General features: G+C 66.9%; 8 protein-coding genes. 3 read left to right on the top strand and 5 right to left on the bottom strand.

From position 1 onward, the window contains the following. Window positions 1-79: 79 nt before the first annotated feature. Complete coding sequence (locus AC3WLB_RS18135; protein WP_492508383.1) at window positions 80-886, bottom strand: ABC transporter permease; 807 nt, start codon at window positions 884-886, stop codon at window positions 80-82. Next, the gene (locus AC3WLB_RS18130) at window positions 883-1,785 is read right to left on the bottom strand and encodes an ATP-binding cassette domain-containing protein (protein WP_492508381.1); all 903 of its coding nucleotides are present in this window, start codon (window positions 1,783-1,785) and stop codon (window positions 883-885) included. Before AC3WLB_RS18130 ends, AC3WLB_RS18135 begins: the two co-directional genes overlap by 4 nt. A gap of 136 nt (window positions 1,786-1,921) precedes the next feature. On the opposite strand from AC3WLB_RS18130, the gene AC3WLB_RS18125 reads away from it, so the two are divergent. Beyond that, window positions 1,922-3,445, top strand: coding sequence for an LssY C-terminal domain-containing protein (locus AC3WLB_RS18125; protein ID WP_492508379.1), 1,524 nt, complete (start codon window positions 1,922-1,924; stop codon window positions 3,443-3,445). Window positions 3,446-3,532: 87 nt separating this feature from the next. On the opposite strand, the gene AC3WLB_RS18120 is transcribed toward AC3WLB_RS18125, so the two are convergent. Then, a complete protein-coding gene (locus AC3WLB_RS18120; RefSeq protein WP_492508377.1) occupies window positions 3,533-4,360 on the bottom strand; it encodes an isocitrate lyase/PEP mutase family protein in 828 nt (275 codons plus the stop codon). Between the two features lie 48 nt (window positions 4,361-4,408). Next, on the bottom strand, window positions 4,409-5,338 hold the full coding sequence (gene trhO, locus AC3WLB_RS18115) for an oxygen-dependent tRNA uridine(34) hydroxylase TrhO (RefSeq protein WP_492508375.1): 930 nt from the start codon (window positions 5,336-5,338) through the stop codon (window positions 4,409-4,411). Between the two features lie 112 nt (window positions 5,339-5,450). On the opposite strand from trhO, the gene AC3WLB_RS18110 reads away from it, so the two are divergent. Beyond that, window positions 5,451-5,999: an acyl-CoA thioesterase gene (locus AC3WLB_RS18110; RefSeq protein ID WP_492508373.1), complete on the top strand. Its 549-nt coding sequence runs from the start codon at window positions 5,451-5,453 to the stop codon at window positions 5,997-5,999. 13 nt (window positions 6,000-6,012) lie between these two features. Here AC3WLB_RS18110 and AC3WLB_RS18105 read toward each other — a convergent pair whose 3' ends face one another. Further along, complete coding sequence (locus AC3WLB_RS18105) at window positions 6,013-6,849, bottom strand: siderophore-interacting protein (RefSeq protein WP_492508371.1); 837 nt, start codon at window positions 6,847-6,849, stop codon at window positions 6,013-6,015. A 228-nt stretch (window positions 6,850-7,077) separates the two neighbouring features. Between AC3WLB_RS18105 and AC3WLB_RS18100 the strand changes: the two genes are divergently transcribed. Beyond that, complete coding sequence (locus tag AC3WLB_RS18100; RefSeq protein ID WP_492508369.1) at window positions 7,078-14,073, top strand: PA14 domain-containing protein; 6,996 nt, start codon at window positions 7,078-7,080, stop codon at window positions 14,071-14,073. The last annotated feature ends 1,068 nt before the right edge of the window (window positions 14,074-15,141 follow it).

The raw sequence follows: 15,141 nt of genomic DNA, 5'->3' as shown, positions 1-15,141 counted from the left end.
GTTGTCCGTGTTGCCGCCTACTGCCTGTCGCCTACCGCCTACCGCCTACCGCCTGGCGACGCCGGGCCGGGCCGCTCGGTCAGGAGACGTCGCGGCGCCAGCTCGTGAAGTAGCCGATCACCGTGGCCACCGCCGCGATGGCGGCGAGCACGAGTCCACCCTGCCACCATTCGAGCGCGACCGAGCTGGGCGACATGGCTGTGTAGATGCTCGCCCCCACGAGCGCGTCGCTCGCCGATCCCGGCAGGAACTGGCCGAGCTGCGCCGACCAGTCGGTGATGCTCGCACCGAACCGGAGCAGCGGTTCGACGAACTGGGTGAAGGCCAGCACGATCACGATCGCGGCGATCTGGCTCGGCACGAGCGCACCGAGCCCGACGCCGATGGCGGCCCACAGCGCCATGGCGAGCACCGACCGGCCGATGAAAGCCCAGGTGCCGGGCTCGCCGAGCAGGGGGTCGATGCCGAAGGCGGCAAGCACGGCCGCGCCGGCTCCGATCGACGCCACCAGGGCGATGACGCCGAACCCGCCGCCCGCGACGAACAACGTCAGCAGCTTGGCGCCCAGCACCGTCTGGCGGCGCGGCGTGGCGAGGAAGGTGGGGGTCAGGGACTGGAACCGGAACTCGCTCGTCACCGACAATGCGCCGAGGAGCACGGGGAACACATAGCCCACCGAGGTGGCGAAGCTGAAGATGAGCAGGGGGAGCTGCGCATCCGGAATCACCGGACCGCGGCCGCTCGTCGTGCCGAAGCCGCCGAAGATGGCGGCCAGCCCGCCGGCGCAGAGGGCGACGTAGCCGACCATGATGAGCGCGAGCACCCACCACAAGCGGGTGCTCAGCAGTTTGGTGATCTCGGCGTGCACGGCGGCGAAGAAGCTCACAGCGATCCCTCCTCGCCGACCAGGGTGAGGAACGATTCCTCGAGACCGGTGCGTTTCTGTGAGAGGGCCGTCACCGGGATGCCGGCGTCGAAGGCGAGTCGGCCGATCTCGGCGGCCTCGGCGTTGTCGACCAGGATGCCCGACCGGAGGTTCGAGACCGTGAACCCGGCAGCGCGGATGACCTCGGCCAGCCGGTCTCGATCGTCGGCGTTCACCTGCACCTGCTTCGAGTCGGAGACGTCGAGGCTCGAGAGCTCGCCCCGGTGCACGAGCTTGCCGTGCGAGATGATGATCACGTCGTCGACCGTCTGCTGCACCTCGCTCAGCAGGTGCGAGCTGATCAGCACCGTGCGGCCTTCCGCCGCCATGGCCCGCAGGAGCAGGCGGATCCACTTGATGCCCTCGGGGTCGAGGCCGTTGATCGGCTCGTCGAGCACGAGCACACCGGGGTCGCCGAGGAGGGCGAACGCGAGGCCGAGGCGTTGCCGCATGCCCAGGGAGTAGCCGCCGACCCGGCGCGCGCCGTAGTCGGCGAGGCCCACCTTCTCGAGTGCCGCATCCGGCGCCGTCTTGGGCAAGCCTGCCGCCTGGGCGTAGACGGCCAGATGGTTGCGCGCCGACCGGCCGGGGTGGAAGCTCGCCGCTTCGAGCGAAGCGCCGACGGTGGCGAGCGGGGACGCGAGACGGTGGTACGGGGTGCCCCCGAAGGTGGCGCTGCCCGAGGAGGGCTGCACCAGGCCGAGGAGCATGCGCAGCGTGGTGGTCTTGCCGGCCCCGTTCGGGCCGAGGAAGCCCGTCACCTGGCCCGGTTCGACGGTGAAGGTGAGGTCGGAGACGGCGTCGACGGTGCCGAAGGATTTGGTGAGTCGGGCGAATTCGATGGGTACGCCGGTGGGCATCGATGTTGTCCTGTCGGTGTCCGGTGAGAGAGAAGTGCGGTCGTCGCTGCCCGTCCAGCCTAGGGTGGCGGTCGACGGTTGTCACAGATTTCAGGGAATGCTGAGAGAATCCGTCTGACCGAAAGGACGGGTCTGGATGGCAGAAGGCGCCACCGGCGGACCGGCCGAATCCTCCGAGATCTTGCCGAGCGACGCCGAGTTCAACGCGCGCGACACCTCGCAGTTGTCGACCGACGAACTGGAGGAGGCCGGCCTCGTCGAGCACATCCGGCGACGCACCTTCCGCGGCTCGGTCGGGCTCGTCGCCGACAGCGCGTTCTTCTTCTTCGGGACCGTCTCGGCCGCCTGGCTCGCCTTCCTGGTGGCCACGGAGTCGTTCGCCAAGGGCTGGCAGCAGCTCTGGTTCCTGGTGGTGTTCTGGCTGGTCGTCGCGTATCTGCTGTTGCCACGCGTGCACAGCATCCTCACTCTCTTCTACGTTCCGGACTATTTCATCGGGCGGGCGAAGACCCGCGAGGGCTTGCTCGGCGACCCGATCAACATCGCGCTGCGAGGCACCGAGGAGCAGATCCACGAGGCGATGACCCGGGCCGGCTGGCACCAGGCCGACGACATGGGGCTCACCTCGGCCCTCCGCACCGTGCGCGGCACGCTGCTGCGGCGAAGCTACCCAGGAGCGCCCGTCTCCCGCCTGTACCTTTTCGGCAACGTGCAGGACTTCACCTACCAGCAGGAGGTCTCGGGCAACCCGGCGAAGCGGCACCACGTGCGCTTCTGGCGCTGCCCGCGCGGCTGGCTGCTGCCGGGCGGTCACCAGGCCGACTGGCTCGCAGCGGGCACTTACGACCGCAGCATCGGCATCTCGTTCTTCACGCTGCAGGTGACCCACCGTATCGACAAGGAGACCGACAAGGAGCGCGACCACATCGTGACCACGCTCGTCGAGGGCAACGAGCGGGCCAAGGTGAAGCTCATCCGCAACTTCTCGACCGGGTACCACCACGTCAACGGCGGCGGCGATGCCATCGTCACCGACGGCGACCTACCCGTGGTCGACCTCCGGCGCATCGACACCTGGACGGCCGACGACGACCGCCCCGCGCACGTCGAACGCGCGGTGGCGCCCACCCCGTCGGCGGTGTTCTCGGAGTCGCCGATCGCCGGCCGCAAACGCCCTGCTCCCATCTACCTCGGAGTGCTCCTCATGGTGCTCCGCGTGCTCTCGGCGCTCGGTGCTGCAGCGGTGGTGGCGTTCTCGGTAGGCGACGGCGAACTCGACTTCCGCACCGTGACCGGGGCCCTGACGCCGGCGGATGCCCGCTACCTCGAATCGGTGGTGGTCGCACTCTTCGTGACCGGGGCTCTGCTCATCAGCGCGGTCTACTCGGTGCTCGCCTTCCTCATCTATCACGGCCACAACTGGGCGCGGTTCACCGGTATGAGCATCAGCGCGGCCGCCGTCGTGGTCACCGCCCTCGACTTCGCCAACGGCGGCCCCCAGATCACGCTCCAGACCAACCTCGTCGGGCTCTCCTTCGACGTGCTCGTGCTGCTGGCGCTCTCGGGCACCGAGGCCCGGCGATTCTGCCACCGGCGCGCCGTCGAGCGCCGGGCCGCACGGCTCGAGCGTCGAAGCGCCCGCCGCGTCGCCCTCACCTGAGCCGCGCCGCCGCCTTCCGCACGGCGCGCCCGAATCGCCGGCGGCTCCGAGCCATCCGCTCGGCCTGGCGCCCGCCACGAGTGCTCGTCAGGTGAGCGGTTGGGTGCCCTCCGGTAGCGCCCCGCCGGCATAGAGCGTCAGCGCCGACTCCTGCAGCGCCTGGAGTGCCACCCGCTGCGGCCAGGGCCCGTAGGAGATGCGCGCGATGCCTAGCCGCTCGTACTCCGCCGGTGGCAGCGACCCCGGCACCCCGATCACGCTGACCTTGCGCACCCCGATCCCCTCCACCAGCCGCTCGGCGGTCGGCCGGTCGATGAGTCCGGGCACGAAGACGCAGGCGGCCCCGGCGTCGAGGTAGGCGCGCCCGCGCTCGATGGCGTCGTCGATCGCCTCGTCGAGCGGGCGATCGCCGCGTCGTAGCAGCGCGTCGGTGCGGGCATTCAGCACGAACCGGACGCCCTCGGCCTCGGCCGCCTTCATCACCTCGGCCACGTTCTCCACCGACTGTATGTGCGGCCGCATCTGATCTTCGATGTTGGCGCCCACCACACCGACCCCGATCGCCCTCCGCACGGTCTCCCCGGCGTCACCGTAGCCGCCTTCGAGGTCGGCGCTCACGGGCAGCGAGGTGGAGAGCGCGATGCGGCCCACTGCCTCGATAATCAGGTCGAGCGGGATGCGCTCGCCGTCTTCGTAACCGTAGCTCGCCGCGATGGCGTGGCTGGCCGTGGCCAGCGCCTTCGTCTCGGGAAGATCGGCGACGACGGTCGCGCTCGCGACATCCCACACATTCACCACCGTGAGGATCTCGGGTGCCTTGTGCAGGGCGAGCAGAGCATCCGCCCGGTCGTGGATGAGCTCATGGCTCGGATGGCTGATGTCGGGGTCGAAGGAGGGGCTGTCGTGGCTGGTCATGGGGCGAGCATACGACGTGGCGGCCGCGCTGGACCCGCCCAGCACGAACTAGTGGACGGCGTGCTCGGCGCACCCGATTGTGGAGGAGTGGTCGGCGCACTCGGCGCACACGACGAGCTGCGCGCGGCAGGCCGGATCCGCGCAGTTCTGCATGCGCGACGACGATCCACCGCAGCGGACGCAGCGCCCGATCACCGCGGCGTCGGGGCTGAACGTCACCGATCCGCGACCGTCGAACACGTACAGCGAGCCCTGCCAGAGTCCGCGGTCGCCGAAGGTCTCGCCGTACCGAACGATGCCGCCGTCGAGTTGATACACCTCGGTGAAGCCTCGCGCGGTCATGAGCGAGGAGAGCACCTCACAACGGATACCGCCCGTGCAGTACGTGACCACCGGCGCTGACTTCAGATGGTCGTACTTGCCGCTGTCGAGCTCGGCGACGAAGTCGCGGGTGGTGGCGACATCCGGAACCACCGCGCCGGCGAACCGGCCGATCTCGGCCTCGAACGCGTTGCGGCCGTCGAAGAACACCACCGCGTCGCCTTGAGCGGCGACCAGTTCGTGCAACTCCTGCGGCTGCAACTTCGTGCCGCCGCCCTTCACCCCGCGCGCGTCGACCTGCAGCTCGCCCGGGGCGCCGAAGCTCACGATCTCCTCGCGCACCTTGACGCTGAGCCGCGGGAAGTCGGTGCTCGGGCGGTAGGGCGTGTGCTTCGATGCCGGCGCCGGCTCGAGCGCGGTACCGTCGCTCCACTTCACGTCGAGTTCGGCGAACGGGCCGAACTCGCGCGTCTTGCGCACGTACCGTTTGAGGGCGTCGAGCTCGCCGCCGAGGGTGCCGTTGATGCCGTCGGCCGAGATCAGGATGCGCCCGCGCAGCCCCAAGGCCTCACCCAGATCGCGCTGCCAGAGCCGCACGGCCGCCGGGTCGGGCACCGGCGCGAAGACGTAGTAGAGGATGATCTTCGGGATGGGCATCCGGCGATTTTAGTCGCCGCGGATGCGCGCCGCCCCGACCGGGAGCATCCGCCGTTGTAGAGATCCACAACGCGCCTGCCGCTCCCGTGAGCGTTTCTCTACCATCGGCTTCGTGCATTTCTTCTTCCGGACCCTGCTGAAATCGCTGCGCGCGCGCTTCCGTTCCCCGCTCGGGGTGTGGGACGTCGGGTCGACGCCGTTCCGCGTGCTGCCCACCGACCTCGACGTGCTGCGGCACATGAACAACGGGGTGTACCTCTCCATCCTCGACATCGCGCGCATCGACCTGATGCAGCGCAGCGGCATGTGGTCGGTGCTCAGGCAGCGCGGCTGGTATCCGGTGGTCGTGTCGGAGACGATCAGCTTCCGGCGCTCGCTCGAACTCTGGCAGCGCTTCGACGTGCAGACGCGCGTACTCGGCTACGACGCCAAGGCGATGTATGTGGAGCAGCGGTTCGTGGTGGGCGGCGAGATCTTCGCGCGAGCGTACATCCGAGCCCGTTTCCTCAAGCGCTCGGGCGGGATCGTGACCGTCGACGAGCTGCGCGAGATCGCAGGGCCAGCGCCCGATGACGGACGCATGCCGCCGTGGCTGCCGGCGTGGGGCGTGGATGCGCAGCTCCCGCCGAGCAAGGCGGCCGCGCCGAGCGTATGGGCGTAGCCCTGGGCTCCGGTCAGTCGGGGTCGCTCGGGTCGAGCGGCGCATGGTGGTCGAGGTTCGCGACGCCGCGCCTCCAGTAGCCGCTGAGCGCGACCTGGGCGGCGGGCAGGCCGAGTTCGCGACGGAGGTACCGGCGGACGGGGACGAGCATGCTCGCCTCGCCCGCCCCGAAGACGAACGTCTCGTCGTCGGGCGCGCCGAGTCCGCGTAGCGCCGCGACCAGCTGATCGGGGCCGTTCTCCCGGTAGAGCCAGACGATGTCGGCGCGCAGGCGCAGTTCATTCGGGAGGTAGGGCGGAACGGATGCGTCGGCAACGTCGGCGAGAGCCGTGATCTCGACGTCGGGCGGCAGCAGCTCCAGCCAGCGGGCGAGGGCGGGCAGCGCGGTCTCGTCAGCCAGGAGCACCGCCCGCGCGATTCCCCCCGGAACCAGGCGTGACCCTCGCGGGCCCGCGATCACCAGCTCGTCGCCCGGCGCGGCGCTCGCGGCCCACGCCGAGGCGGGCCCCTCGGGGCCGTGCAGCACGAAGTCGATGTCCAGCTCGGGCGCACCGTCCGGGCCGGTGCCGGCCGGCCGGAACGCCCTCGGGGTGTAGTCGCGGGAGATCACGACGCCGGACTCCGGGCGACGGATGCCGTCGGGCTTCAACTCGGGTGCGCTCAAGATGCCCGTGGCGGGGTCGGGGAAGAACACCTTCACGTGGTCGGCGGGCCCGGCGCTCGCGAACCCGGCGAGCTCGTCGCCGCTGAGGGTCACCCGCGTCAGCGTCGGCGTGAGCGGGGTGACCCGCGCGACGCGGAGGTGGCGCACCGCCATCGGGTGGCGGACGGTTTCGCGGGTGAAGGACACGGTTGCTCCGATCGGGATGTGCTGACGATCACCCATCCTCTTCAGCACAACAAGCGCGTCGACCGCGGGTATTCCACAGGGAAAGCATCGCGATTGATTACCTGACGATTAATCAGCTATGGTCGTCGGGCGGCACTCGGGGGAGTTCCGACCACGCGAGAGCGATCTCGCGACTGACTTGGGGTGTCTCGGGTGTTCCTTGCTCGCCGCCGTCGCAACACGGCAACCATGTTCGCCGTCGCCGGCTGGATCGTCGTCGCCACCCTGGTCGGGGGCGTCGCGGTGCCCGCGAGCGCTGAGACTGAACCCGATCCATCTGGCCCGTCACCGGCAGACATCACGGCGGCGCCCGCTCCCGAATTCACCGACGATCCGGTTCTCCCAGACGGCGCGCTGCCGAGCGGGGACTTCGACGACCTCGGCAACGAATCGGTCCCTGCACCGCTCCCGCCGGCAGATCTCAGCCCTGAGGCCGGCGTAGGCGCCATCGATCCCGACTCCCTGTCGGACTCCGACATCGTCGAGCGGTCGGAATACGACCAGACCTACGCGTTGCCCGATGGTGTCCACTACACCGAGACGTCGAGCGAGCCGATGAACGTGGTCGATGACGACGGTCGTTGGGTGCCGATCGAGACGAATGTGCAGAGCACCGGCCCCTGGTCGTGGCTGGGACTCGGCGGCGGGGAGGTGAAGCGGCACCCGCTCGAGCCACGATTCGCCGAGAACGCGGGTGAGCCACGCGTGCTCGAGGTGTCGAGCGGTGACCACACCGTCGGCCTCCGTCTCGACGGCGCGCGGGCGAGCGGCATCGACAAGGGCGCCGGCGACGGGCCCGATGCTCGCAGTCACGTCGAGTACCGGGATGTCTTCGAGAACACCGATCTGGTGTACGACGTCACGAACGGCGGAGTGAAAGAGAACCTGCGCCTGAGGTCGGCGCCTGGCGATGACGGCGTGGTCTCGTGGTCGTGGAGCCTCGACACCGACGGGCTCACGCCCACGAAGGACGCCATGGGCGCCGTCAGGTTCACCGACGCGGACGGGGCGATCGTGTTCGAGATGCCGCCGGCCATCGCCTACGACAGCGCATCGAAGGACGATGGCGAGCGCGGCGATGCGTCGATCGGCGCGCACACTTCGGTGCTGCACCGCGGCGAGCGATGGATCATCGCTGTCAGCGTCGACCGGTCGTGGTTGAACAGTCCATCCCGCGTCTACCCGGTACTCGTCGACCCGACGATGGAGAGCTATGCCGGCAATCACGATGTGCACAGCTACAAGTCGAACGGCCTGAGCAACATCGATTCAGGCGTGCAGATCGGCAATTCCAACAACGGCGGCTATTGGCGCACGGTGCTGCATTACGACTACGAGCAGTTCTTCGGCAAGCAGGTGCTGAACGCGCAGATCGGTGTCAGCGGCATCTACGGCGATGGCGACGACGGACGACATCAAGCCGCGATCTATACGGCCACCGCCTTCAGCTACCACGGCGTCGGGTCGTTGGTCGACGTGATGCAGGTCGATTCGGCCGGTGGCAACACGACGGGCAGCGGAGTTGCGAGCACCATCGGAGGGTGGGTGCGAGCGAACTCCAGCGGCAACTACTTCCTCATCGCGGGCGAGGAAGAACCAGGGGAGTTCAGCTACCAGCACCTGGAGACGACCCTGGGCGTCGCCTGGAAGGACTTTCCGGGGGCCGGAACGTCATCCACCCCACCGAACGACGAGGCGCGAACCAAACTCAATCCCACGTTGACCATCACCGGTCAGACCGACCCGGGTGGCGGGGGTCTCTTCTACGCGTTCCATCTCGGCACCAATCCCAACCCACTGGCCACCTGGAATGTCGACAGTGGCTGGATCGGTGAGGGGCACTACACGCTGCCCCCGAATGCCCTGCAGCCGAACACCCGCTACTACTGGGTGGAGTACGTCAAAGACGGCTTCGATGGCGTCAATGGGTTCGGCACGAAACGCAACACATCCATCCTGTCATTCGTGACCGACGCGGCCGCCATGCCGGCGCGGGACACCTGGTCCCCAGCCGACAACGCGACGGTATCGAGCCTCACGCCGACGCTCACGGTGGGATCGGTCGTCTCGCAGATCGGAGCGCCAGTGCAGTATCAGTTCCGGGTGGCGACCGGATCGGACTCCATGACGGGTACCGTCGCGACGAGCGGCTGGATCGGCGGGTCTTCGTGGACACTTCCCGTCGGGACGGTGCAAGACGGTGGCTCCTACAAATGGAGTGTCTCCACTCGTGACGATCGCGGCGATTACGGCCCGATTTTCACCAACGCGTTCAGAGTCGACCTGCGACTCGGCGCCTCGAGCCCGTCACCTCACGACTCCGCAGGCCCTGCCACGGTGAACCTCGCCAACGGTAACCTGGCACTCAATTTCGCGTCACCAATTGTGGCGACGGCGGGTGGGCCCATGGGCATGTCGTTCAGCTACAACTCGCAGAAGCCATCGAACACCGGCCTCACCGCGTACTACTACGACGACAGCGCGTCCCGGGATGGGGCGTTCGGCACGAAGACCAAGGGTCCGGTGCTGGTGCGATCGGAGGGAGCGCCGACGGCCGACTGGGGCACCGCCGCCCCGGCATCCGGCGTCCCCGCCGACGACTTCCTGGTGTCGTGGAAGGGCTTCATCCGCTTTCCGAGTTCAGGAACCTGGGTTCTCGGAGCAGTCTCTGATGATGGGTACCGCATCCGCGTCGGCGGAGCATCCACCATGCAACTCGATCGCTGGACTGATCCGGCCATCAATTCGCTGGCATGGAGTTCGGACATCGTGGCTACGAAGGACACTCCGTATGAGTTCGTGACGGACTATCGCGAGAAGATCGGTGCTGCTCACATCACGCTCTTCGCGAAGCAGAAGGGCGCGTCAGACGACACACGCGTGATCGTGCCGAGCAGTTGGTTCACCAGGTCGCCGGAAATCCTGCCGTCGGGATGGTCGGCGTCGACGCCGATCGCTGGCGCGGGAACGGCGTACTCGCACGCGCAGGTGGAAACGTCTTCGGTGACGATCACGGACTCGTCAGGCAAAGTTCACACGTACACCAAGCAGGGCGACAACTCGTACCTCGCGCCCAAGGGGGAGTACGGATCAGTGACCGTGTCCCTCGACACGAGTGTCAACCCCGCGAGGCCCCGCGTGACGTTGGCGGACGACACCGGGACGACATATCGGTTCAATGTGGCCGGATTGTTGGAGGCGACATCGAGCGCGCTGGATGTGCGGAAGCCGGTCGCACCGATTGTGGGGTACCGGGGTGGAACGGGAGAGTACCGCGTCGGGGTTGGACGACTGGACCGCGTCTCGGATGCGTCGTCGTCGAACGGCGCCTCCCCGCCGGTGTATGCGCGCGAGGTGCGATTCGTGTACGGCGCCGACCTGCCCGCCGACGTCGGGCTGCCGGCATCCGACAAAGACCCCGTGTCAGGAAAAGCATGTCGCACCCCCACCGGCGCCGGCTACGCGCCGGCCCCTCCGGACAAGCTGTGCATGATCATCTATCCCGGCCATGTCGTCGGGGGCGACGACACGACGCGCATCTCCTACAACAGCGCCGGTCAGATCGCGCTGATCACCGATCCGGGGAGCAAGTCGACTACGTTCGGGTACGACGCTCTCGGCCGCATGTCGTTGATCCGCGATTACGCGGCGAATGACTGGGAGTTCAATGTCCACATCCCCAGCGGGGGAACCGGATCCGATGCATCCGCGACGACGATCACGTACGAGGAAGCCGGCCTTGCGAACTACGGCCCGGATGACCGGGTGAAGTCAGTCACCCTGCCGGCTCCTGGTGGAGTCGACATGGCGACTCGCCCGAGCCACTCCTACACTTACGATGCAACCAGGCGGGTGTCGTACGTCAGCGTCGAAGGCCTCGACACGACAGCGTCGACTGCGACGAACGGCAAGGCACGTAAGGTGACCTACGACTCGTCCCTTCGGTGGCTGACCGATACCACTGTCACAGAGGACGCTGCGACGGGGCGAACTACGAGCCGTCAGTGGGACCCGGAAAAGGACCTGGTCTTGTCCTCTACGGATGCGGCGGGCTTGAAGACGGTGACCGTATACAACTCTGTCGATCGGGTGACCGACGTCTACGGTCCGGCCGCTGCGTCCTGCTTCGATGCGGTGACGCGGCTGCCGATCGCCTGCAGCATCCCGGTAGCGCGGACGTCGACGTCCTACGATGACGGCTTGGCCGGACTAGCCGCGACGTATTACAACACCGAAGGACTTGCCGGAGCTCCGGTGGCGTATGGCCTCGGAATCGGCAGCAGCGATCCGGGTGCGGTGGATCGGGACTGGGGTACCTCAGTGCCAGCGACCGGCGTGAACGCGGACCATTGGAGCGTTCGCCTAACCGGAACGATCACCTTGCCGAGCGCGGGGGATTACACCTTCCAGGGCAGCGTCGACGACGGCATGCGGTTGGTGGTGGATCGGCGTCTGCTGATCGACAACTTCGTGATCAGCGGGGTGCACCCCACGAACAAGGGCACGATCCACGTCGATGCGACCCGGCTGACGGTGCCGATCACGGTCGAATACGTCGACAGCACGTCGACGGCGAAACTGCAGCTGAATTGGGTGGCCGGTAACGGGTCGACGGGCACGTTCGCGCCCATCCCAGGGTCGTGGTTGCATCCTGACTATGGACTGACCACTGGCACGACCACATTCGACAGTGCGCCGGTCGTGGCGGGATTGAGCGACGCCCAGGTGCCGTCGCTGGCAACCGCGACGAGCTATGGGCCCAGCCCCTGGCTGGGGCTCACGGCCAGTACGACCACCGATCCAACCGGATCGAGGCTCGAGTCCCGCGCGACGTATGACGGCGCGAACCGGCCAGCCCAGAACTTTTCACCGGCAGCCGTGAAGTCCGGTGCGGCACAGTCGACAACCGAAACCCGCTACTACGCAACGGGCGAGACACTCGGGACGGCTGGCATCGGGCTCTGCTCGGTCGACGGTGGCACGCCACAGTACGGCGCTGTGAAGACTCATCGCAGCAGCAATGCCGACGCGACCGTGGGAGTGTCCGCGAACGTCAGTACCACCTATGGCTACGACCTGATGGGCAGGGCGGTGGCGCACAAGACCGACGGTGACAGCGGCACATCGTGCACGACCTACAACTCGCGCGGCGAGGTGACGAGCACATACGACACGTACAAGGCCGGGTACGTCGATCACACCATCACGTACACCTACTCCGCGGAACAGGTGGTTCGGGGAGTGACGGTCACCAATCCGCTCGTCTCGTCGGTGAAGGACGACACCGGATCGATCACCACAACACGCGACCTTCTCGGCCGGATCGTGTCCTCGACGGACGTGTGGGGAACGGTGAGCGCCACGACCTACAACCTCCTCGGTCAGGTCGTGACCGCGACGACGACTCCTGCCGCGGGTACCGGGTACTCGCTCGCCTATACGTACTTCAAGGATGGCCACGTGAAGTCGATCACCGACACGTCGGGAGGCGGCACCACCGTCCTGGCTCAGCCGAGCTTCGACGCCGCAGGCCGGCTGACGTCGGTGACCTACTCGAATGGCACGTCCTTGTCCTCGGTCATGTACGACGCGGCTGGTCGCGCGGCCGGTTCGCAGTGGCAGTTCGTGGGGGCTGGCGGCACGGTCGGTGACGCATCCGTGCTGTCGCAGTCAGGTCGCGTGCTGCAGGCCGCGATCACGAACGCCTCGAGCGCATTCACCTACAGGTACAGCTATGACTCGGCTGGCCGCTTGACCACCGCCACTGTGCCCGGCCACACCCTGACCTATGGCTTCGCGCCCACGAACACGTGCGGCACCGGCGTGGCCGCAGCCGCGAACGGCAATCGCACCTCCTTCACCGATGTTCCGACCGGCGGTAAGGGGCTGCAATACGTGACCCGATATTGCTACGACGCTGACGATCGCCTGACCGGGAGCACCGAGTCCGTGACCGGCACCGCGGCAGCGCCGCCCACGATGATCCGTCCGGCGGTCAGCCTCGCCGCGGGTACAGTCAGCTACGACTCCCACGGCAACGTGACGAAGCTCGGCGACCAGACGTTCACCTACGATGCCAGCGACCGACATACCCAGACCACGGTCGGCACAGGCTCCTCAAAGATCACGGTCACCTACGTGCGTGATGCGACGGGTGCGATCGTGCAGCGCACCGAGTTGCTCGGGGCCGCTGTAATGAACACGGTTCGCTACTCCGGGCCACTCGTGCTCGAGGCCGCCTCCCCTGCGGGTCCGTTTGCGGTCACGAAGATCACGCTCTCCCTCCCGGGTGGCGTGACGGTCTCTCGTGATGCAACACTCACCACCGGGGTGTGGAGCTACCCGAACCTGCACGGTGACATCACCTACACGGCAGACGAGACCGGTACGCAAACCGGCTTCGCGCTGTTCGATCCCTTTGGTCAACCCATCGACCTCGCCACAATGGTCATCGGTTCCCAGACGGCCAACCAGGCTGTTCCTGACACACAGCCCGGCAACTTCGATCCTGGTTGGGTCGGTTCGAAGGGAAAGTTCTACGAACACGCCGCCGCCATCGCGACCATCGAGATGGGTGCGCGGATGTACTCCCCGTCCCTCGGCCGCTTCCTCGCCCTCGACCCCGTCGAGGGCGGCAACACCAGCGCCTACAACTACCCCACCGACCCCATCAACGCCTTCGACCTCGACGGCCGGCGTGCCCTCGGCCCCTACGACAATCACTGGGGCTACGGCCAGGGCGTAAACCGGCAATCACGCGGTAGCGTTCACACCATCACGGGCCCGAGTGGCGGAAGTCTCTCGCGCAGCGTCGGAATTGGACTGCGCTCCTTCATGAATGCCATTCCGACCTTATTTGGGCTCGCTATCTCCAACTACAGCGGTGGGACCTGCGGCATCTATGCGAAGACTGGCAATCTTCTCTGCACGGGCGTGAAGGCCGTCGGACCTGGAAACGGTCTGACTCTGGGCGACACCATTCTGACCGGATCCTCCCCAAGTCAGCTACGTCCCGATTTCCTCAATCATGAAGCTGAGCATTCTGTGCAATGGGCCCAGAACGGCGCGTTCTTCTCTCCCAGCTACCTCATCCAGGGTATGGCCAGCTGCGACAATCGTTTCGAACAGCAGGCTGGGCCCGTCACGAACTCGACCTACAACCGGGACTGCTCATGGGCAAGGTAGGAGCACGCGGAGTAGCGCTCGCGTGCGTTTTCGCGGCGTGCGCCGTGCTCCTTTCGGGATGTGATGACTTCGGTGACAGCCCGATGGCATTGAGGATGTCGCCAAGCGGTTCGGTTCTGGTTCTCATGTGCGAGCCCACCGACGTCGTCAATGTATCGCTCAGCTATCGCAAGGCAGACGACGAGCTTCGCGATGTTGACCTGGTTCCGGGGGAACCAATTGACCTCGGACCGTCCGGGATTCTCGACCTCTCTGATGAAAGGTTCCGCGCGCCGGGAATGCCATCAGTGGAAGGAATGAAGGAGATCGCCTTGGTCGTCGACGGGCCAGCCGGGAAGCCGGGTTCGTACCAGGCCACCTCCTTCGAGATACCTTCGTCCGGAATCCCCACAGGTGCATGGCTTCGACCCGACGGCACATCCGGGCCAGACCCGTGTCCCGGAGCCTCGGAGGCGCCTAATACCATGGCGAGTAATTCTCATATTGACGCAGACAGAAGTACGGGACCCGGCGATGAGGCACGTGACCAGTGAACTATCCACGTCATGTAGGTCCATCAGAGCGATCGCGTTCGGAGCAGCGGGGTGGGCGTGTCGATGCTAAGGCGACGGTCACGACGGCTGCTCAGCGCAGCTATGCCTCTCATTGTCGTGATCCTGGTACTCCCGAACTTGGCGCATCAGGGAAGTCTGCTTGGGATATCCCCGTGGGTCACCTTCGGCAGCATGGCGGTGGTGCTGGCCCTGACGCCCGCATTGATGTCGTTCTACGCAGCACGTGTGGCAGCGCGTGCGAGCGACTTGGTCGTCTGGGCAGCCGCGTCCCATCCACACAGCTCAATGTTCATCGTCGAAACTACCCGTAAGCTTCGCCGCCTCACTTCGATGACCAGCGACAGCGATCACCGGTTCTGGGCGATGGCCGTGAGTGAGGATCAATTGCTGGCGTGGTCGAACGCGAAGATGCCGCCAGCCGTCATTCTGATGCGCCAAGACGTCGTGAGTGCTTCGGCGGAGATGGTCGACTTGTCAACGCACACGGCACTCGGCTTGCGTCTCTGGTTGAGCG

This window comes from Herbiconiux sp. FW305-C-125, from assembly GCF_058783455.1.
Note: the sequence above shows the minus strand (reverse complement) of the source record. Positions and strands in the feature narration are given on the sequence as shown.

Coding starts and splice junctions, on each gene's coding strand:
- AC3WLB_RS18125 (WP_492508379.1), top strand. CDS start 1,922: ATGGCAGAAGGCGCCACCGGCGGACCGGCCGAATCCTCCGAGATCTTG.
- AC3WLB_RS18130 (WP_492508381.1), bottom strand. CDS start 1,785: ATGCCCACCGGCGTACCCATCGAATTCGCCCGACTCACCAAATCCTTC.
- AC3WLB_RS18100 (WP_492508369.1), top strand. CDS start 7,078: ATGTTCGCCGTCGCCGGCTGGATCGTCGTCGCCACCCTGGTCGGGGGC.
- AC3WLB_RS18120 (WP_492508377.1), bottom strand. CDS start 4,360: ATGACCAGCCACGACAGCCCCTCCTTCGACCCCGACATCAGCCATCCG.
- trhO (WP_492508375.1), bottom strand. CDS start 5,338: ATGCCCATCCCGAAGATCATCCTCTACTACGTCTTCGCGCCGGTGCCC.